Annotated in this window: 17 protein-coding genes; 8 read left to right on the forward strand and 9 right to left on the reverse strand. The window is 65.9% G+C overall.

Features of this window, described 5'->3' with window-relative positions; all coding sequences use genetic code 11:
* Positions 1-4: 4 nt before the first annotated feature.
* Genes E3O06_RS11285 through E3O06_RS11295 form a run of 3 tightly spaced genes read right to left on the reverse strand, consistent with a single transcriptional unit; the run spans position 5 to position 2627 of the window.
* Positions 5-1204, reverse strand: coding sequence for an NAD(P)/FAD-dependent oxidoreductase (locus E3O06_RS11285; RefSeq protein ID WP_134503490.1), 1200 nt, complete (start codon positions 1202-1204; stop codon positions 5-7).
* Between the two features lie 6 nt (positions 1205-1210).
* Positions 1211-1405 carry a ferredoxin gene (locus E3O06_RS11290; RefSeq protein WP_134503491.1) on the reverse strand — a complete coding sequence of 65 codons (195 nt, stop codon included), beginning with the start codon at positions 1403-1405 and terminating at the stop codon, positions 1211-1213.
* A 25-nt stretch (positions 1406-1430) separates the two neighbouring features.
* Positions 1431-2627, reverse strand: a complete 1197-nt coding sequence (locus tag E3O06_RS11295; RefSeq protein ID WP_166788192.1) for a cytochrome P450 — start codon at positions 2625-2627, stop codon at positions 1431-1433.
* Between the two features lie 247 nt (positions 2628-2874).
* Between E3O06_RS11295 and E3O06_RS11300 the strand changes: the two genes are divergently transcribed.
* Positions 2875-4368 carry an APC family permease gene (locus E3O06_RS11300; protein ID WP_134503493.1) on the forward strand — a complete coding sequence of 498 codons (1494 nt, stop codon included), beginning with the start codon at positions 2875-2877 and terminating at the stop codon, positions 4366-4368.
* Positions 4369-4727: 359 nt separating this feature from the next.
* Here the strand turns inward: E3O06_RS11300 and E3O06_RS11305 are convergent, their stop codons facing one another.
* Positions 4728-6617 (reverse strand): RCC1 domain-containing protein, encoded by a 1890-nt coding sequence (locus E3O06_RS11305; protein ID WP_166788193.1) that lies wholly within the window; start codon positions 6615-6617, stop codon positions 4728-4730.
* 728 nt (positions 6618-7345) lie between these two features.
* On the opposite strand from E3O06_RS11305, the gene E3O06_RS11310 reads away from it, so the two are divergent.
* The gene (locus E3O06_RS11310) at positions 7346-8248 is read left to right on the forward strand and encodes a LysR family transcriptional regulator (protein ID WP_134503495.1); all 903 of its coding nucleotides are present in this window, start codon (positions 7346-7348) and stop codon (positions 8246-8248) included.
* On the opposite strand, the gene E3O06_RS11315 is transcribed toward E3O06_RS11310, so the two are convergent.
* The 5 genes from E3O06_RS11315 to E3O06_RS11335 all read right to left on the reverse strand — a co-directional run bounded on the left by E3O06_RS11315 (position 8210) and on the right by E3O06_RS11335 (position 14162).
* Complete coding sequence (locus E3O06_RS11315; RefSeq protein ID WP_134503496.1) at positions 8210-9901, reverse strand: glycoside hydrolase family 13 protein; 1692 nt, start codon at positions 9899-9901, stop codon at positions 8210-8212. The two genes, E3O06_RS11310 and E3O06_RS11315, sit on opposite strands and share 39 nt — an antisense overlap.
* Positions 9902-9956: 55 nt before the next feature.
* Positions 9957-10958: a LacI family DNA-binding transcriptional regulator gene (locus E3O06_RS11320; protein ID WP_134503497.1), complete on the reverse strand. Its 1002-nt coding sequence runs from the start codon at positions 10956-10958 to the stop codon at positions 9957-9959.
* Positions 10959-10960: 2 nt separating this feature from the next.
* Complete coding sequence (locus tag E3O06_RS11325; RefSeq protein ID WP_134503498.1) at positions 10961-11881, reverse strand: carbohydrate ABC transporter permease; 921 nt, start codon at positions 11879-11881, stop codon at positions 10961-10963.
* Entirely contained in the window at positions 11878-12741 is an 864-nt protein-coding gene (locus tag E3O06_RS11330; RefSeq protein WP_134503499.1) for a carbohydrate ABC transporter permease, read from the reverse strand. The genes E3O06_RS11325 and E3O06_RS11330 overlap by 4 nt, the downstream gene beginning before the upstream one ends.
* Positions 12742-12845: 104 nt before the next feature.
* Complete coding sequence (locus tag E3O06_RS11335; RefSeq protein ID WP_166788194.1) at positions 12846-14162, reverse strand: ABC transporter substrate-binding protein; 1317 nt, start codon at positions 14160-14162, stop codon at positions 12846-12848.
* A gap of 338 nt (positions 14163-14500) precedes the next feature.
* Here E3O06_RS11335 and hisD point away from each other — a divergent pair, with 338 nt between their 5' ends.
* The 6 genes from hisD (at position 14501) to E3O06_RS11365 (ending at position 20598) form a co-directional block, all read left to right on the forward strand.
* On the forward strand, positions 14501-15850 hold the full coding sequence (gene hisD / locus E3O06_RS11340; RefSeq protein ID WP_134503501.1) for a histidinol dehydrogenase: 1350 nt from the start codon (positions 14501-14503) through the stop codon (positions 15848-15850).
* A 14-nt stretch (positions 15851-15864) separates the two neighbouring features.
* A complete protein-coding gene (locus tag E3O06_RS11345) occupies positions 15865-17172 on the forward strand; it encodes an ester cyclase (RefSeq protein ID WP_134503502.1) in 1308 nt (435 codons plus the stop codon).
* Positions 17172-18026: a nitrilase-related carbon-nitrogen hydrolase gene (locus E3O06_RS11350; RefSeq protein WP_134503503.1), complete on the forward strand. Its 855-nt coding sequence runs from the start codon at positions 17172-17174 to the stop codon at positions 18024-18026. Before E3O06_RS11345 ends, E3O06_RS11350 begins: the two co-directional genes overlap by 1 nt.
* 128 nt (positions 18027-18154) lie before the next feature.
* A complete protein-coding gene (locus E3O06_RS11355) occupies positions 18155-19150 on the forward strand; it encodes an ester cyclase (protein WP_134503504.1) in 996 nt (331 codons plus the stop codon).
* 30 nt (positions 19151-19180) lie between these two features.
* Positions 19181-19432 (forward strand): hypothetical protein, encoded by a 252-nt coding sequence (locus E3O06_RS17590; RefSeq protein ID WP_166788195.1) that lies wholly within the window; start codon positions 19181-19183, stop codon positions 19430-19432.
* On the forward strand, positions 19429-20598 hold the full coding sequence (locus E3O06_RS11365; RefSeq protein WP_166788196.1) for an MFS transporter: 1170 nt from the start codon (positions 19429-19431) through the stop codon (positions 20596-20598). Before E3O06_RS17590 ends, E3O06_RS11365 begins: the two co-directional genes overlap by 4 nt.
* The last annotated feature ends 198 nt before the right edge of the window (positions 20599-20796 follow it).

Below are 20796 nucleotides of genomic sequence, written 5' to 3' on the forward strand. Positions count from 1 at the left end.
AGCTTTAGACGAGCGCCGCAATCACGAGGGTGCGGTAATGCAGTTGGCGATTGCTCGCGAGGCCCACCGTCACCACGGCCACGAGCGCATCATCGCGCAGGTAGCCCACGGCCAGGCCGTGTTGCGGCTCGTGCAGATCGCCTTCCAAAATTTGAACGGATGTTGCCGCTCGCGTCGTGCCGACACCGCACAGTCGCAGCTCGAACAGGTCGGTCCAGAAGCTGGGCAGGATCGCTGTCGCCGCGGGCGCCGGCACGCCGGCGAGGTCGGCAAGCAGGGTAGCGGCGGCCACTTTGGCCGTATCACCGGCGGTGGCCCAGTGTTCGACCCGGCGTGGCAGGCCGCCGAGCACGCTGTCGGTGAACCGGGCCACGTCGCCGACGGCGACGACGTGCGCGGCGCCGGCCACGCGCATCCGTTCGTCGCAGAGCACGCCATCGCTGAGGTCGAGGTCGTTGCCGGCGAGCCAGTCGGTGTTGGGGACCGAGCCGATGGCTTCCACAATGAGGTCAGCGCCGAGTTCGGTGCCGTCATCGAGCGTGACGCCGCCACACTGGTTCGCCGCGGCGGTGAGCAGCCCGACGACCCGACGGCCCGACGAGAATCGCACGCCGCGGGAGAGCAGAAAGCTGCGCATTGACTGGCTGAGCTCACGGCCGAGGGATCGCTCCATCGGGCCGGTCGCACCTTCGATCACGGTGACGTCGCAGCCGAGTGTGGTTGCGGTGGCCGCTACCTCGCAGCCGATGAATCCCGCCCCGACCACGACCACTCTGGTTCCCGGCACCAGACGTGCACGCAGGGCGAGCGCGTCGTCGAGGGTGCGAACGACGAACCGTGAACCCGTCGGAGAGCTGATATAGAGCCGTCGGGCGCGCAGCCCGGTGGCCACGACGAGCCCGTCGTAGGCGAGTACCTCGCCGGTATCGAGCTGCACGGTCTGGTTCGCGAGGTCGCTTGCGACCACCCTCACGCCGAGTGACCAGTCGACATCGGCCACGGAGCTGCGCTGGCGAAATGCCAGCTGTTCGTGCGCGTCGGTCGCGGAGAAGTCTGCCGCCAGAATGGCTTTCGACAGGGGCGGGCGGTTGTAGGGAAGGTGGGTCTCGTCGCCCACCACCCGCAGTGGGCCGGAGTAGCCGCGCGCCCGTAGTTGCTCGGCGGCACGCAACCCGCCCAGCGACCCACCGACCACGACGATCATGGCCGGCTACCCCTCGTTCAGAATGAAGATGGCCTGCACGGGGCAGACGTCGATGGCATCCTCCACGTCATTGTGCAGGGCGTCGTCGACGACCTCGTCGTACTCCAAAATACCTTCCGTGTTCATGCGAAAAACATCGGGCGCAGAAATCGCGCACTGCCCGTGGTTATCGCAGAGTGTGCGATCGACGAAAATATTCATCGGTACTCCTATCTAGTTGTGCGGCTCAGGGGGCGGGGGTGAAGCTCAGGGGTAGGCGTACCGGACCGGTGTTACCCGAGTCGGGCATCCACTCTTCGACGCCGTCGATCCGCACGTTGCGCAGGCGCCGAGCCAGCAGCGGCAGTGCCACGCCCATATCGGCCTTAGCCACGAAATGGCCGAGGCAGTGATGCACGCCACCGCCGAAGCCGTAGTGCGGAGCGTGCTCACCGAGCAGATTCATCTCGGGATCAGGAAACGCGAGGGGATCGGTGCCGGAGACCTGGGTGAACAGGTGCACCGTGGTTCCGCCGGCGATAAACAGGTCGTTGTAGGTGAAGTCGGCCACGGCTTCGCGGGTGACCCAGGTGGTGGTCGGATTGGTGCGCAGCACCTCGTCCACCGCTTTGCGGCCCAGGTCGGGGCGCTGCCCGAGCAGGTCCCATTGCTCCGGGTTGTGCACGAAGGACTGCAGGGCCAGGCCCAGCTGGTTGCGGGTCGTGTCCATGCCGCCGAAGATCAAAAGCACGATGGCGTTCCGCAGTTCGGCGTCACTGAGGCTGTCACCGTCACGGTTGGCCACAACCAGGCGGGTGATGAAGTCGTCGCCGGGCGCGGCACGGCGATCCACGATCAGGGCTTCGGCGTAGGCATACAGCTCGGCCAGGGCCGCTTCCACCTGCTCGAGGTCGCGCTTGATGTGCACGCCGAGGGCCAGGCCCACCGTCGACGCGAGACGCGCAATTGTCGGCCATTCGGTTTCGGGAATGCCGAGCAGAATGCAGAGCACCCGGGTGGCGTAGGGCTCGGCGAAATCTCGCACGAACTCGCAGTGCCCGTCAGCCACGAAGTTGTTCACGAGTTCCTCGGCCAGGGCCTCGAATCGAACGATCAAAGGTTCGATGTGTCGCGGCGAGAAGGCCGGGTTCACCAGTCGGCGAATGCGATGGTGGTCTTCACCCTCGAGAACCAGCAGATTCTCCGTCCACCAGTCAAAGAACAGCCCGCCGTGCACACCGTTGTGTTCGGGCCATTGGGCACTGCCCTGCTTGAGGCGCTGGTCCTTGAGCAGATGACTCACCTCGTTGTACCGCAGAACGGCGACTCCGTAGTTGGTGCGGGCGAACCAGCTCTGCGATCGGGCGGCGCGCACGGCCTCGGAGTGCATGGCGAACGTACTGTCAGAAATATCGAAATAGGGAGCGGGTGCGACCGTGCTCATCAGAACTCCTTTGTTCATAAAAACCTCAATAGTGAATGTTTACACGATGCTGAGCGGATGGTCAAACCAATTTTTCGAGATCACTCGCCGTAACAACTGCATAATTCAGTGATCCAGAGGCAATTTGCGTATTCCTCTAGTGCAGAGGTATTGCTGTGCACTAGCGTGACGACATTGCAGAAACTTGGACGCCAATCAGAGCCGACTGGCACACATCCCGTTTCTGAAACTGACTTGAAAGGTCGCAATGACAATCAAGAGCCCCCCGGTAGCCAGCCTTGGAGATGCCGAGCATCTCGCTGTTCTCGGCTACGAAGGTACCTACCACCGCTCGATGTCCCTCTGGGGAAACATCGCGTTGGGTTTCACCTACCTGTCGCCGCTTGTGGCGGTCTATTCCCTCTTCGCCTACTCGCTGAGCATCGGCGGCCCACCCTCCGTGTTCTGGATTCTCATCGTGGGAGCCGGGCAGCTGTTGGTCGCCCTCGTCATGGGTGAGGTGGTGTCGCAGTTTCCGATCGCCGGCGGCATCTATCCGTGGTCCCGGCGTCTGTGGGGCAAGCGCTATGCCTGGATGGCGGCCTGGATCTACGTCTGGGCCATGATCGTCACGATCACCTCGGTGGCCGAATACGGCACCGGGTTCGTCTCGAGCCTGATCGGTCTGCCGGTGACGCCCGAGACGACACTGTTCGTGGCAATAGGGCTGCTGCTGCTCGCTTTGCTGCTCAACCTCGGGGGTACCAAGGTGATGACGCGGGTAGCGCGCATCGGCCTCGCGGCCGAGCTCACCGGCGTCGTGGCCCTGGGCCTCTACTTGCTGATCTTTCAGCGCAAGAACGACTTCAGCGTCTTCTTCGACTCCTTCGGCAAGGGCGACGGCAACTACCTGTCGGCCTTTGTCGGAGCTGCCCTGGTGGGCCTGTTCATGTTCTACGGCTTCGAGGCCTGCGGCGATGTCGCCGAAGAGGTCGCTGATCCGTCCCGTCGCGTTCCGCGCGCTATGTACCTCACCATCTTCGTCGGCGGCATCTCGGCGCTGCTCTCCTACGTCGGCTATGTGCTGGCCGCCCCCGACCTCGCGTCCATCGTCAGCGGCGAGAACGCCGACCCGATTCCCGGCATTCTCGAGTCGTCCATAGGCGTGGTCGGCGCGAAAGTCTTCCTCGTCGTCGCCTGCATGGCGTTCATCTCCTGCGTGCTGAGCCTGCAAGCCGCTGCGAGCCGTTTGCTGCACTCGTTTGCTCGCGATGGAATGCTGCCCGGCAGCGCCTGGCTGTCGAAGATCTCGCCGCGCTCGCAGGTGCCGCGCAACGCCCTGCTCGTGGCGAGCATCGTGCCCATGCTGATTTGCGTCGTGGTCTACGTGCGGCCGGAATCGCTCTTCCAGGTAACGGCATTCGCCGTCCTGGGCATCTACATCGCCTTTCAGGCCGTCGTGCTCGCCGCACTGCGCCAACGTTTCCGGGGTTGGAAGCCGGCCGGCCCATTCCACCTTGGTCGCCTGGGCTTCGTGGTCAATATCGGTGCCCTGATCTACGGCATCATTGCCATCGGTCTGCTCCTCACGCCAGGATCATCCGGTGACTTCGTCGCCGACTACATCGCGTGGATCGGGCTCGGCGTGGTCGTGATCATCGGCGGGCTCTACCTGTTCATCGCCCGACCCGACCGCAAATCCACTGCCCCCGACGGCGACGCCATCGAGGTCGCGAACAAGATTCGCGCCCACGCCGGCTGATCCCGCCCGCCGCGCTGGTCGAGGCGCGAGCCCCTTGCCGCGCTGGTCGAGGCGCGAGCCCCTTGCCGCGCTGGTCGAGGCGCGAGCCCCTTGCCGCGCTGGTCGAGGCGCGAGGAACGAGCGATCGAGACCCTTCCCGTTCGCCGAGACTGTGATCTCGATCGCTCGCAAGCTCGCGCCTCGATCGGCGGATGCCTCGATCGGCGGATGCCTCGATCGACGGATGCCTCGATCGACGGATGCCTCGATCGGCGGATGCCTCGATCGACGAGTGCCTCGATCGACGAATGCCTGCTCACAAACTCGGATGCCCCCACGAGCGAAGCAGAGACCGCCACGACGGCCGCTTCTCGCCGTATTTACGCGACTACACGCCGCCGCAAGCAGAGCGCCAGACCGAGCACGAGCAGCATTCCGCCGGCGAGCACCCCGGGTGCCGGGTTTGATCCGGCCTGAGCCAGAACTGCGGTCTGCTCAACCGAAGTAGCCGCCTGCTCCGCCGCCTTCTGCGCCGCCGCCAGCGCTGCCGCGACCCCCACCGGGTCCGACAGCTCGATCGCGACGGTCGACGTCAGCCCGCCGAACGTTCCAGTTAGCGTGTGCACCGACGCGTGCGTGAATCGAACGGTGGCGCCGTCGATGACATCCGAGGCCCAGTCGCTCGTGAACACGGCCTGCGACGCGAGGTCGCCGGTCTCGTTGCCGTAGGCATCCGTTCCGTTGAGGGACAGCGTGATGGTGTCATCGACGATGGCCGTCATAGACGACGACGCGAGTTCGACGGCCGAGGTGGCCGACGCGGCAATCTCGACGTCAAACGAGGTGCTGACCGATCCCACGGTGACGGTCACGGTGCGCACGCCAGCCTTATAGAAGGTAATGGTGTCGCCGTCGATGACATCCGCAAAGTCGGACCCCACGAGCGACGTCGTGTACGAGGCCGCGACCGAGGTCGCGTTGCCGAACGCGTCCTCACCCGCAACCGCGAAAGTCAGCGGCTGCCCGGCGATGGACACGAACCCCACCTCTGGTGGCGTCACCACGAGTTCGGCCAAAGCTCCCGCGGTGACCACGAAAGTGTGAGTTGTCCCGTTCGTTGAGCGGATGCCGCTGGTCGCGACGACCTGCACGTCATACTCGCCGACCTCGGTGATCGTGCCGGCGAGCAGCCCACCGGAGGTGAGGGTCAGCCCGGACGGCAGCGGGTTTGCGGAGACGAATGTCGCGGCGTTCTCGGTGGCGAATTGGTACGAGACCGGCGACCCGGCGACCAGGCCGAGAGACGGGGCGTCTGCCGTGAAGGCGGGGACATCCGCTACCAGTGCCAGCGCGTGGCTGTACCCGCCGGCGAGGGCGATGACGCCGTTGAGGCCGTCGGGCACCACGCCGGGGTTTGAACCCCAGGTTCGCACTGTGCCGTCACGGGTCAACGCCATCGAATAGTAGTTTCCGGCGGCGATGGCCACAACTTCCGGCAGGTCTGCCGGCACGGTAGTAGCGCCGGTCGACGCGAGGCCCCAGGACACAATGGTTCCGGCTTCGGTCAACGCGAGGGAGTGGTGCTCGCCGGTCGCGACGGCCGTCACACCGGTCAAGCCCGACGGTACCGCGAGCTGGTCATAGTCGTTGTTTCCCCAAACAACAGTTGTGCCCGCTCCGGTGAGCGCGACTGTGTGGTAACCGCCGGCCGAGATGGCGGTCACCCCGGTCAGGCCGTTGGGAACGTTCAGCTGCCCGTAGCTGTTGTTGCCCCAGGCGACGACCGTGCCGTCGCTCTTCAACGCCACATTGAACCACAGGCCGCTCGCGATTGCCGTCACATCAACGAGCCCGGTGGGAACGTTGCTCTGACCGAAGTCGTTGCTGCCCCAGGCAACGACGGTGCCGTCGCTCTTCAACGCGAGCGAGTGATTGAGGCGCGCCGAGATGGCGGTCACGTCGGTCAGGCCCGTGGGTACGGTACTCTGACCCTCGCCGTTGGAGCCCCAGGCCACCACGGTGCCGCCAGCGGTCAGCGCGAGTGAGTGATTACTCCCCGCCGCAATGGCGGTCACGTCGGTCAAATCGGTCGGCTGGTCTTGTTGGCCGTCCCAGTTCCCGCCCCAGCCTGTGACTGTCCCGCTCTCCCCGGTCGGCACGCCCACTGGCGCGGCCGCCGCCGTCTGCAGGCCCGTTCCCATCAGCAGAGCGGATGCGACGGCGCTCGCCACCAGGAACCGCCCCACCGCCGCGCGGCGCCGAACCCTCATTCGCGACATTAAAAAGGCAGCAGACAATGGAACCCCCGAGTTGGTGAACCTGACGATATGGCCGCCGGCTGGCATCCGTTGTCAGTAGTTTTTCGGCACACGCCGAAATTCAATCCTACGAGGACGTATGCCCATTTACCCCGTGACGGCCACACGGGGGGTGCGCTGCGCCGCCGCTTGCACGCTATGCCGGTAGAAATGCGACACGCCGGGCATTTTGCGTCGAAACTGCCAGCGTGTCGCGAATTTACCGGCACAGCGTACCCGATCGGCGCTCAGCGCGCCCGAATGCGGCAGCGGCGCCCCTCAGCTCGTCGATTCCTGCCGGTGCCGGTTCACGTCTGCGGAGATCCGCCCGCAATCTCCCTGAAAATCGCCGATTTCGGCGTCGAATCGCCGGGGCGTCCGCAGTTGTGTACGCCAACCCGGCCAGTAATGAGTTGGTGTGGATCATCCGCGCCAAGAGCCAGTAGGCCAACAAGGCGCGTACCGTGGCCGGTCTCCCGCAGATGTGCATTGCAAGCCAGCGCCCCCGCTGATCAAGGTGCGAGGTGCTAGCGATCGAGACCTGATCTCCGCCGCGTGATCTCGATCGCTCGCAAGCTCGCGCCTCGATCGGCGAAGAGGCTCGCGCTTCGATCGGCGGATGCCCCGCAGCCACTGATCGTCGGGGACTCCATGCCCCTCGCCAGGTATAACCATCCCCGCACCTTCCCTAGAGTTGAAGCATGACGCTCAACCAACTCCGCGTGTTCCTGGCCGCGGCCCGCCTCGGGTCGTTCACCGCAGCAGCCGAATCGCTGGAGATGGCACAACCCTCCGTCTCGGAGCTGGTCAAGCGCCTCGAGGAGACCTACGGCACGCGACTGTTCGTGCGCGGTGGACGCCGCCTCATCCTCACCTCGGCTGGCCGCGAGCTGCTGCCCCTGGCCGAACAGACCGTGGCCAGCGCGGCCGCCGCCGACCGGGCCTTGCGCGCCGTGAACGCCCTCACCGGGGGAGTGGCGTCGTTCGGCCTGCTGCGCAACGCCAACTACTACTCGCTCAGCAACCTGCTGACCCAATTTCACGCCGCCCACCCGAGTGTGCGTCTGCGCGTTCTCGGCGTGAACTCGGTCGAGGTCGCGCACATGGTGCAGGTCGGCGAGCTCGAGGCCGGCCTGGTCGTGCTCCCGGTCGACACCACCGAGCTCAAGGTGCTGCCGCTGCGTCGCGATGAAGTTCTCTACGCCAGCGCGAATCCCGACCATGTCAAAAGGCCGGTGACGCTCGCCGACCTCGCCGCCCGCAACCTCATCCTCTACGACGCCCACTACGGCTGGCGCGACCCGACCCGGCGCCAGCTGGCCGACCGGGCGCAGATCGAGGGCATCACCCTCGAGGCACGCATCGAAGTCGAGCAGACCGGTTCGGCCCTCAACCTCGTCGCGGCCGGCGCCGGCGACACCTTCGTCTCCAAAACCATTGTCGACAGCGGCACCTGCCCGCCCGAAATCTACTTCACGTCCTTCGCCGACCCGTTCTTCGAGACGGTCGCCCTGGTGCAGCGCGAAGACACCGTGCTCTCACCCGCCACCGCCGAACTGGCGCGCCTAGCCCAGCTGATGCTCTCCGACTCCGCCAACCTCTAACCACACCGTCGTCGACGGTTCAATCACCGCCGACACCCCGGAACTAACCAACCTCACCCGACCGGTCGGCACGGCAGTTGGCACCAGCCCAAAGTTCGTCACCGACATCCAACCGTCAGACCGGGTGATGTACAGAGCCTCCGCCGCGACGCGCACCTCCACCGTGGCATCGCGCTGCATAGACCGCCGCAGAGCAAGAGCCTCGCGGTACATCGTCAACGTCGATCCGTCCACGCCCGCCTGCGCCTCAACGCTCAGCGCGCCAAACCATGGGGGTTGCGGCAGCACAGCCGCCGCAGACCCAAAGCCGAACGACGGCCCCTCCGACGTCCACGGCAGGGGCACCCGCGACCCGTCGCGCCCCTTGCGCAGCCCGCCGGTGCGCTCCCAGATCGGATCCTGCAGCACCTCAACCGGCAGGTCGGCCACCTCCGGCAGCCCCAATTCCTCGCCCTGATACAGGTAGCTCGAACCGGGCAGCGCCAAGGTCAGCATCGTGGCTGCCCGCGCTCGCCGCAGGCCCAGTGCCAGATCCTCCGCCGGCGACACCCCGTGCGACATCAGCCACGCGGGCAGATCCGCGCCCTCGGGGAGCCCGTACCGACTGGAATGCCGCACCACATCATGATTCGACAACACCCAAGTGGATGACGACCCCACCGACGCCGACAGCGCCAAATTCTCGAGAATGGCCGCTTCAAAAGCCTCCGCCGACCAGGGAGCTTCGAGCAGGGCGAACTCGAACGCCTGGCCGAGTTCGCTCGGCCGGGCATAGAGCGCCCGCCGATGCGGTGCCACCCACGCCTCAGCGACCGCGGACCGCGGCGGCGTATAGCTGTCGAACAGTTGCCGCCACTCGGCGAAGATCTCGTGCACTTCGTCGCGGTCGAACAGGGGGTCGGTGCCATCCGAGAGCCGCACCGGTGCTTCAGGGTCCACAGCCCCGACCGGTCCCATGCTGACGGCCGCGACCGACGCGCGTGGTGAGAGATCTTTGGCCAACCCGTGCGCAACATCCACTCGAAAGCCGTCGACGCCGCGATCGGCCCAAAACCTCAACGTGGTCAGAAACTCGTCGCGAACCTCACGGTTGCTCCAGTTGAAGTCGGGCTGCTCCACCGCGAACAGGTGCAGATACCAGTCGCCATCGCCCGCCGCTTGCCAGGCACTGCCGCCGAACAGCGACTGCCAGTCGTTCGGCGGCAACAAGGCTCCCTTGCCGCGCCCGCGTCGAAAGATATACCGCGCCCGGGCGGGCGACCGGGAGACGGATGCCAGCGCCTGGCGAAACCACACGTGACGGTTCGAGGAATGGTTGGGCACGATGTCGACAATCACCCGCAGCCCGGCCTCGTGCGCGTCGTGAACGATCGCGTCGAAGGTTGCGAGCGAGCCGAGCGACGGGTCAACGTCGCGGTAATCGTCTACGTCGTAGCCGCCGTCCACCAGTCGTGACGGGTAGAACGGGCTCAGCCAGAGGGCGTCGACGCCGAGGTCGCGCAGGTACGGGATGCGGGAGCGCACCCCCTCGAGGTCACCGACGCCCGACCCGGTCGAGTCCGTGAAAGCGCGCGGATAGACCTGGTAGACGACGGCGTCGCGCCACCAGTCGGGGTCGGCCGCGAGCAGTTCGCCCGACGAGAATGCAGACATGATGGTTCTCCAAACGGATGCCGGCCCCGCGAGGCCAGGCGCTGCACTAAGGGGGTCAGGCCGGAACGTGCGAGGTGCGCAGCACGACCGTGGTCGGCACGACCATCGTGCGCACCGGCAGGGTGGTGCCGTGGCTGAGCTGCTTGATGCGTTCCACCAGCAGGGCGCTCGCGACGCGAGACATCTCGGCGAGGTGGGTGTCGACGGTGGTGAGCGCGAAGACCGGCCAGCCGGCGAGCGGGCTGTTGTCGAAGCCGATGACGGCGGGGCGGTGGGCCCGCTCACCCTGTTCGGCGATGGCGTTGAGCAGCCCGATGGCCACGGCATCGGTGCTGCAGAACACCGCTGTCGGGCGCTCGCGCAGGGAGACCAGTTCGGCCCAGCCGAGGCGCCCGGCCTCATAGGTGAGGTCACCGCGAATGACCGGGCGCATCGACGATGCCAGGCCGCCCGCGCGCAGGGCGGTCGTGAACCCGCGTTCTCGATCGGCCGCGCTGCTCAAGTCCGTCGGTCCGGCGATCATGGCGATGTTGGTGTGACCGTCGCCGAGCAGCAGCTGGGCGATGGAGCGGGCCCCGCCGGTGTTGTCGGCCGTCACGCTGTCCGCTTCGATCCCCTGGGCGATGCGGTTGAGGAACACGAAGGGAATGTTGCGCTTCTGCAGCCGGGCGGGCAGTTCGGAATCGCGGTGCGAGGTCGTGAGAATGACGCCGTCGACCGACCCGTCGAACAGAATCGAATGATCGAGTTTGCGGGTCGGGTCCTCCGAGATGAGCAGCATGCCGTAGCCGCGGTTCTGCAGCTCGTCGTGCATCGCCGGAATGGTGTCGGGGTAGGTGAGGTTGCCGAGCTCGGTGACGACGGCGATCTGCCCGGTGGCGCGCCGGCTGAGGCTGCGCCCGACGCTGCTGGGAACGTAGCCGAGACGCTCCGACGCTTCTTTCACCCGTTCGATCGTGGCGGGCGAGATCTGTGTGTCGCCGCGCAGCGCCCGGGACACGGTCGCCTGCGACACCTGGGCTTCACGGGCAACATCGTGGCTGGTGATACGAGACATGGTCAGCCCTTCACCGCTCCGCCGCCCAGCCCGGCGACCAGGTACTTGCGCGCGAAGATGGCAATGAAGACGACGGGAATGACCAGCAGAATGCTGGCTGCTGCCAGTGTCTGGTACGTGGACACGTCGTCGGCTCCCTTTTGTGCTGCGATGAAGACTGGAATGGTCACCGCGCTGTTCTGCGTTAGCGTGAGTGCCACCAAATATTCCTGGAACGCGACGAGCAGGGTGAAGACACCGGCCGTCACGAGCCCGGGGCCCATCAGGGGAATGATCACTCGACGGAACGCACCGAAATGGCTGCACCCATCGATCATGGCAGCCTCGTCTAGTTCCTTGGGGATATCGCGAAAGAATCCGATCAGCAGCAGTAGGGTGAAGGGCATATTCACCGCCACGAGCGCCGCGACGAGGGCGAAATTCGTGTCGTAGATGCCGAGCGCCTGCGATGCCTCATAGAAGGGCAGCACGATTGCGAAGCGCGGAATGGTGCGCAGCACCACAGCGAGAATCAGCAGGATCGGGCCGATGACGCCCGCGTAACGCGCGAAGGCGTAGGCGGCGGGTGCCCCCACGCAGAGGGCAACGATCACGGTGAGTACGGCGACCAGAAAGGTGTTGCCCAGAACGGATGCGAACTGGGTGCCCCGCCAGAGATCGGCGAAAGCGCCGAACTGGGGTTCGAAGATCCACGTGGGAGGGTTGGTGAACGCGGCCTGGAAGGGCTTGACCGCCGTCAGGAAGGCCCAGACGAAGGGGCTGAGCGACATCACGACCACAAACGTGAGCACGAGCCCAAGCGTGACGGTGAGGTTGCGGTCGTGCAGCTTCTTGGCGCGACGGGTGCGTTCGCGTTCGGCGGTGCGGGGCGCGCTGGGGCCGGCCGACATATTGACCGTGGGGGAGTCGAGTGTTGTGGTCATGCTGAGCGCGCTTCTTTCCAGGTCATACGAAGGAACGGGATGAGCAGAACGATGGTGAGGATGATCGTCAACACGTTGACGGCGCTGGCGATGCCGAGTCGATACGACTCACCCAGGGCCACCTGGTAGACGAAGGCCATAAGCGACTCCGTGCCCAGGCTCGTCGCGGCCGGCGTGATGATTCGAATCGAGTCGAAGACCTTGAGACTGTCCATGATGCTGATCAGCAGCACGAAGGAGAACAGTGGGGCCATGATCGGAATGACAACGTAACGCTGACGCTGCCACCAATTCGCACCGTCGAGCTGAGCGGCCTCGAGGGGTTCCTCGGGCAGCGTGGCGAGGCCGGCCAGCAGCACCATGATCACGAACGGTGTCTCGTGCCAGAGTGCGTGCAGCCCGATGAGAACGCGGGCCGGGCCCACCTCGGTGAGCCAGTTGATGTTCACGCCGATGATAGCCAGGCCCTGGTTGACGACGCCGCCGAAGATGTCGTTGAACAGCCAGGAGAAATTCAGTGCGCCGATGACCGTGGGTACCACGTACGACGCCATGAGCAGCCCGAGAATGATCATTCGGCCACGTTTGATGCGGTTCAGCATCAGGGCGATGCCGTACCCGGCAATGATCTTGGCGAGGGTCACGACAATCGTGAAGCCGATCGTGAACTTGGTGGCATCACCGAAGCGGGGGCTGCTGAAAATCTCGAAATAGTTCGCGAGGCCGGTGAAGACGCCGGGCTGGCCCACGGGAACGTTCTGAAAGCTCCAGACCAGGGTGGTGATGAGGGGAACGAGGAGAAGACCGAGCATCAGCACGAGGGCGGGTGCTGAGAAGGCGACGAAGTGTTTGAGTTTCATGAAATTCTCCGGTCGGGGCGGCGCACGCCCAACGGGCGATCGAGATGAGGTGCTGGGGCGGGAGGCACGCTGCACTAGCGTGCCTCCCGGGGAGCAAAGCGTGGTTACGGGGTGTAGCCTGCCGCGGCGATCGCGGCCACGGCGGCTGCCTGCAGCGCCGCCGCGCCGTCGGCCGACGACAGGGTGCCGTTGACGACCTGCGCCAGGATGGGCGCCATGCCCGCGTAGACATCGGCCATGTAGGGCAGGTGTGGCAGCCCGTTCGGGCGTTCGCTTTCGAGAACCGCGCGGGCGGCCGGTTCGAAGGCCAGGTTGGCGTTCTCTGCCTGGGAGTTTCGGGCCGGAATGGTGGCTCCGGCCGCTTCGGCCGCGGCGTCAGCCCCGGTTGCAACGCTCAGCAGGTCGAACATGAGGTCCTTGTCGACCTCGGTGTTCGACGCGATGGCGAATCCGTCCACGGAGAGGCTCGTGGCCGGGGTGCCGCCGGTGATGACCGACGGAGGCACGGCAAAGCCGAAGCTCTCCGACAGGTCGGTCTGATCGGCGTCGAGCAGGGCCGAAACGCGCCCGGCGAAGAGCATCGACATGGCGGCCTGGCCGGTCTGCAGCTGGGTGATCACTTCGGGCGACGACCACGACGTGGCCTGCTGGTTCATGGCGAGGTAGGTGGACCGCAGCGCGTCGAGTGCGGCGACGGATTCCGGGGTGTCGAGCGTCGGCGTTGCCTCACCGTCTTTGAACCAGTCGCCGCCGAGCGAGCCGAGAACTTGGTTGTAGGCGGTTGACACGTCTCCGGCCGAGTTGAACGGGAGGGCGAGCGGGTTGACCATCCCGGTCTCGGTGGTGATGGTTTCTGACGCCGCGATCATCTCCGCGTAGGTCGTGGGAACGTCGAGGCCGAGGTCATCGAAGATGTCCTGGCGGTACACGAAGATGATGGTGCCCCAGAAGGTGGGGATTCCGAACTGCTGGCCGTCGAACTGCAGCTGTTCCATGAGCACCGGGTCGACGTCGTCGAGGCCGAGTTCATCGCCTCGCTCAGCGATCTGCTCGTCGAGGGCGTCGATCCAGCCATGTTCGGCATAGAGCGGGTACACCGTGCCGTAGACCTCGATGAGGTCGTAGCTGGGGTTGGTGCCCGACATCGACTGGGTGGCCCGCTGGTTCTGGCCGGCGAAGTCCGTTGCCGGCGCGTTCACGGTGAGGGTGCCGGTCGTGCATCCGCTCGCGACCGCGTTGGTGAACGGGTCGGTCGAGGGGCTGTTGTAGGAGAGCACATTGACCGTGGTTTTGGTGTCGGGCATCGTGATGCTACAGGCAACACCGACTCCGCCCACGTCGGCGCCGGCCCCACAAGCGGTCAAGGCCAGGGCGGCCGAAGCAGCGCCGAGGGCGAGGCTCACTCGCAACTTTCGGCGCATTCTCGGTTTGTATGTTGGTGCTGTGAAACGTGACATGCAGAACTCCTCAACGGCCTTGGAACGAATTATTCTCTTGTTATACGTATACGCGACACTTCGCTGGTTTGTCGAGTTTTTACGCAAATTGCAGCGAGATCGTCATAAGCGGATGCCCGATTTCGGCTAGTCCAACCCGCAAAATCGCGTTTATCTAATAGAGGCACGGGCGCGTCGCGAGCGTGCCTATTCAGACATCCGTCTGGCTGTTATTGCGTCGGTAATATATATAGCTGAACCCTATGTCAGGTACGTCATATCGGGCATTGTCCTTTGACAGCGATTCTTCTAGACTCCGAAACATGCTCTTCACACCCTCAGTTCTCCAGTCCCTGGCCGGCTCGTTCACCACCGTGAAAGTACCCGCCGTCAACGCACCTGCTGCCCAGCGCGACCCGGCCGTGGCCGAAACCGTCAGCCGCATGCTGCTCGACATCGAAAAGCGCGGCCTCGACGCCATCGGCGACTACGCCCGCAAGCTCGATCACTGGGACGGCCGCTCGTTCGAACTCGACGCCCAGACCATCCGCACGAGCGGCGACCGTCTGGCCCCCGACCTGCGCGCGGCGATCGACCTGGGCTCGGAACGCACCAGAGCCTTCGCCCTTGAGCAGCGTCGCCGCCTGGTGGACTTTGAAACCGAGCCGATCCCCGGCCTGGTCACCGGTGTCAAGTACGTTCCGGTGACCCGCGTCGGTGCCTACCTCCCGGCCGGGCGCTTTCCGCTCACCGCCAGCGCCTTCATGACCGTCGGGGTTGCTAAGGCAGCCGGCGTCGACACCGTACTCGCGTGCAGCCCGCCGCAGCCCGACGGCGGTGCCAACGACGCCGTCGTCTACGCCGCCTACGTGAGCGGCGTCGACCGCATCTTCGTGCTCGGCGGCGTGCAGGCGCTCGCCGCCATGGCCTTCGGCCTGCTCGGCGAACTTCCCGTCGACATGCTCGTCGGTGCCGGCAACGCCTTCGTCGCCGAAGCCAAGCGCCAGCTCTTCGGCGCCGCCGCGATCGACCTGCTCGCCGGGCCGTCCGAGGTGGCCGTGCTCGCCGACGAAACCGCCGACCCCGAGATCGTCGCCGCCGACCTGCTCGGGCAGGCCGAACACGGCCCCAACTCGCCGGCCGCACTCGTGACCACCTCGCCGGCCCTCGCCGACGCGGTCAACGAAGCCATCATGCGCCAGATCGCCGGTCTCTCCACGGTTGAGATTCTCTCGGCGGCCTGGCGCGACTTCGGGTCCATTACCGTCGCGAAAGACCGCGAGACCGCGGTCACGCTCATGGACGACCTGGCCCCCGAGCACCTCGAAATCATCACGAGCGACGACGACTGGTACCACGAGAAGCTGCGCAACTACGGCTCCCTCTTTATCGGTGCGTGGAGCACCGTGGCATACTCCGATAAGGGGATGGCGGGCACGAACCACACGCTGCCCACTGCCGGTGGCGCCAAGCACAGCGCCGGCCTGTCGGCTGCCCGGTTTGTGAAGCCGCTGACCTACCAGCGCATTTCGAAGGAGGCCACCCCTGAACTCGCCGTTGCCGTTCAAGTGATCAGCGATTCTGAGGGCATGAGCGCCCACAGCGCCACCGCCACGATGCGCCTGGCGCGCTACGAACTGCCCGAGGCTGAATTGCTCGCGCTCAGCCTGTAATTGAAAGTGGATTCATGAGTAACGCAACGTCAAAATTGCCCGTCCCGACACCGACCGCCGTGGCGAAAACCGCCGGGGATTCCGCCGCAGAAACCGCCGTGGTTCCGCGTACCCCGACAGAGTTTCGCCTGCCGGATGTCTCGCCAACCCTGGTGCAGGCATCCGTTCCCACCTGGTCCAGCCAGGCGCCGGCCGCGTCGCCTCCGGAAGGGTCGGCCACGCCGCCGCCGCGCACGATGCCGAGTGATTTCTCCATCGCCATCGCTCCCGGCACCGGCAAGCCCAAGCGTGGCGCTCTGGCCGGGCGCCGCCAGCCGATGCGCGGTTACGAAGTCCGGTTCACCGACATTGTGGACTACTGCGTCGACGTGACCGACCGCATCTGGGAAGACCAGGATGTCGGCTACATCTACGACACCTACGCGAACGGCGTGCGCATCCACGACGACCGCGGCTGGAAGTACGGGGTCGAGGCCGTCGTTGAGGGCACCATCGCCACCATCAACGCCTTCCCCGACTCGCGACACTACGCCGACGACGTCATCTGGGCCGGCGACGAAGACCAGGGCTTCGTCACCTCTCACCGGGCGCTCAACATCGGGCACCACACCGGGCCGTACAAGTGGGCTCCGCAGCCCACCGGCAAGGAGATCCGCATCTGGGTCATCGCCAATTGCGTCTCAAAAGAGAACCTCTTCTATGAGGAGTGGGTGCTCTACAACACGGCCGCCCGCCTGTTGCAGCTCGGTGTTAACGTCACCGAGGCCGCCCAGACCTACGCCATCGCCGGGGGAGCCCGCCTCGACGACCACCAGCTCAGCGAGGTCGACCGCTTGCTGTCGGGCCGCAAGCCCACGCGTTACGAGTTGCCGCCGGCCGGTGCCTTCAACGTGGAGCACGCCGTGCGGGCGCTCTTTCACGACGTCTACAACCGCCGCGATTTCAGCGCCATCGACCGCCTGTACTCGCAGTCGGTGCGCTGGCACGGCACCTCCAACCGTGAGGGTCGCGGTCGTTCGGCCGTGCGCGGCATGGCCCGCAACCTGCTGGCCACCTTTCCCGACCTCGGCCTGTCGGTCGATGAGGTCTACTGGATGGGCAACGACGACGACGGCTACAGCGTCTCCGTGCGCTGGTCCGCCGCCGGCACCCACCGCGGCCTCGGCCTCTACGGCGCTCCCACCAACCGGCGCGCCTTCGTTTGGGGCATTTCGCAGTTGTACTTTCAGCAGGGACGCATTGTCGAGGACTGGTCGCTGTTCAACGAGTTCGATGTCATCGCGCAGCTGATCGGACAGCCCGAAGCCGTTTCGCTCGCGTGATGACTGGCCTGCAAGCGGATGCCGCAGCGCCGGCCGATACCGTCGTCGTCGCGGCTCCGACCGTGCGGCCGCGCATCGGCTGGCTGGACGACAACCTGCGGGAAGCGGGTTGGAGCATCCGTTCTGCAGTGGCGGCCGGGGCGCGCCTCATCGTTCTGCCGGAACTGGCCACGAGCGGGTATGTCTTCGCCACGCCCGAGGAAGCCCGGGCGTCGTCTATTCGGGCCGACGACGCCCGGTTGCGGGCCCTCAGCCGGGAACTGCCCGACCACGCGGTGGCCGTCGTCGGGTTCGCCGAGGTGGCGGGCGATCAGCTTTTCTCGAGCGCGGCCGTGCTCAGCAGTACCGGAGTGATCGCCACCTATCGCAAAACGCATCTGTGGGGAGACGAACCGCGTTTCTTTACTCCCGGTGATGCTGCGCCGCCGGTCGTGTCGACGCCGATCGGTCGAATCGGCGTGGCCATTTGCTACGACCTGGAGTTTCCCGAGGTTCCACGATCCCTCGCGCTGGCCGGCGCTGACATCATCGTCGCGCCGGTCAACTGGCCAGTGGTCAGCCGCCCCAGTGGCGAGCGAACTCCGGAAATCGTGCTCGCTATGGCGGCGGCCCGGGCGTCGAGCGTGCCGATCGTCATCTCCGACCGGGGTGATCTGGAGCGCGGCGTTGTCTTCACGGGCGGCAGCTGTGTGATCAGTCACGAGGGCTGGATGCTCGCCGGGGAGCCGCGCAGTGACCACTTGGTCATGGCCTCGATCAACCTCGCGGCCGGGCGATCGAAGGCTGCGGGGAACCATAACAATGTGTTCACCGATCGTCGACCTGATCTCTATCCCCGGCTGTTGCACCAATAGCAACTGCGTTCTTCGCGGTGTATTTGGTTCGGAGATAACTAATATCGTTGGATAAAACGTATACGTATGCAAAACTTTTGCAATTCAACTAGGTTTGTGTGAATAGCCAAACAGAAGGACTAACGCCCATGACGTTGAATCCGCTTGCCCACGCTCCCTACGACACCGTCGAGCAGTACATTCTCGACTGGACCGAACTCATCTGGGCTGAGGGCGGCATCGGGTCCATCCCCGGCATGTACCACGAGAACATCATTGTGCGTGGCGCCTCCGGAGTCTCGACGGGTGTCGCCGGTGTCGTGCGCGGTTCGCTGGCCAAGAAGGCGTCCTTCATCGACCGCATCGGCGTGGGCGAAGACGTCATCTGGGAGACCCGCGGCGAATCCTCCTTCGTCAGCCACCACCGGGTACTCCACTCCGGCGGCCAGAGCGAGGTCTGCAGCTACGGCCCCGCCCTCGGGCTGTCGGCGGTCTCTCGCAATCTTCCCGTCTGTCTCGTCGTCGACGGACTCGTCACCGAGGAGTGGGTGGTGCGCGACGAGTGGGCCGTTGTTGCCGGCCTCGGGCACGACCCGGTCGCCGTGGCGAGCGCGTCCCCGGTCGCTCTCGCTCCCCTCGGCGTCGGGGGCCTGTTCGGGCGACCCGCGCCATCGAACCCGGTGGTGTCGGGAGATTCGGGGCCGCGCCCCGCCGAACACGTCGAGGAGGCAGAATTTCTGCTCGCCCTCTGGCGTGACGTCATCCAGGCCCGGCGGTTCGACCGCGTCGCCGACTTCTACTCGCGCGACTCGATCGTGCACACCAGCCGCAACCGAACCGTGACCCGCGTCGACGGGGTGCGCGCCGACCTGCTGCGCTTTCTGGCACCGTTTCCCGACGCGACCGTCGAAGTGCGCGACATTGCCGTGCATTCGTCGGCGTCGCGTGGGCTGCGCGCATCCGTTCTGTGGCGGTTGACGGGCACCTATTCCGGCCTGCCGCTCTACGGGCCGGTCACCGGCTCGCCCGTCGAGATCATGGGTGTCTCGCAATACGAGTTCGAGGCCGGCCGGGTGCGCCAGGAATACCGCATCTTCGACGAGGTGGCGGTGCTGGCACAGATCGAGGCCGCACGGCAACACTGATGCCGAGTCGTCTAGGTAGGCGAAAACGCCGTGCTGACCGTGCCGACGGTCCCGACCGTGCTGACCGTGCTGACCGTCCCGCTCGTGCCGACCGTCCCGCTCGTGCCGACCGTGCTGACCGTACCGACCGTGCCGACCGTGCCGACGGTCCCGCTCGCCCGGTGCGCGCTGGCCGCCCCGACCGTGCTGACCGTGCCGACGGTCCCGCTCGCCCGGTGCGCGCTGGCCGCCCGGACCGCGCCGACAATATCGACCACCCCGGCCGTACGGCCGCACTCGTGATCTTGAGCATTGTGCTCACCGCGATCAACCTCAGGTCTGCCGTGAGTAGCGTCGGCGCCCTGCTGCCCGACATCCAGCAGTCCCTGCACATCGTGCCCAGCCTGGTGGGCGTGCTCACGGCGTTGCCGGTGCTGGTCTTCGCCCTCGTCGGCCCGCTGGCGCCGAGACTGGAGCGACGCTGGGGCCTTGCGGCCGTGTCGTCGGTCGGAATCATCATGATGGCGGCGGGCACACTATTGCGGCCGTTCGCCGGTGAAGCAGTCGCCTTCTTTGTGGCCAGCCTCGCTGCCTATTCCGGATGCGCCATCGTCAACGTGCTGCTGCCGGCCATCGTGCAGCGGCAATTCCCGCACCGGGTCGGCACCCTCACCGCGCTGTACTCCACCGCGGTCGCTGTCGGTGTTGCGGCCGCGAGTGCGTTCTCCGTTCCTCTCGCCGAGCAGAGCGAGTTCGTCTGGCGAGCCGGACTCGGCGTGTGGGCACTCCCCATGATCGTGGCGGCGATCGTCTGGCTGATCGTGCGCCCGGCCGGCCGCCGAGATCGCGACGCGCTCGGGGCACCTGACTTTGGAGCCGCCGCGCGCCTCTCCCGCAACGCTGGCGCGTGGGCCACCGCCATCTACTTCGGCACGCAGGGCCTGCAGTCCTATGTGGCCATCAGCTGGCTGCCGCGGTTCTTTCAGGATGAAGGTATGTCGGCGTCGGCGGCCGGAGCCCTCGTCGGCCTCCTGCTGATCATTGCGGTGCCAATCTCCCTGGTCGTGCCCTCGCTCGTGGCCCGCATCTCCTCGCCGCGAGCGGCCGTCGTCGTGCTCGCGGCAGCCTATTTCGCCGGCTACGTCTGCCTCGCCATCGACGGCAAGTCCCTCGCGCTGCTCGGAGTCGTCCTGATCGGCGTCGGTGCCGGCGCATTTCCTCTCGCGCTCACGGTCATCGGAAGTTGGTCACCCGACAGCGCCGAGACCTCGCGCTTCTCCGGATTCGTGCAGGCCGTCGGCTATCTCATCGCCGCGTTCGGCCCGGTCATCGCCGGCATCGTTTATGGGGGAGACCACCCGGCCGTTGGGCTCCTTACCCTCCTGCTCACCGCGTGCGTCATCCAGCTCGTCGCCGGCCTCGTGATGGCCGCCAAGGTGAGCGCACGATGGCGCTCCGTCTCGGTCTAGCCGCCCCGGCAACGTACACAACTGCGGACTTTCCCCCGAAATTCAGTGAATTTCGCAGATCCTGGCCCCGAGCCCCCGAGCCCCCGAGCCCCCGAGCCCCCGAGCCCCCGAGGCATCCGCAGTTATGAACGCTCTGCCCAGTACACGCTCGTGCGCGAGCTCCGCACGTCGAAGCGCGACACTTCCCGCTGGTCGAGG

It is taken from the genome of Cryobacterium glaciale (assembly GCF_004402535.1).
Taxonomy (GTDB): domain Bacteria; phylum Actinomycetota; class Actinomycetes; order Actinomycetales; family Microbacteriaceae; genus Cryobacterium; species Cryobacterium glaciale.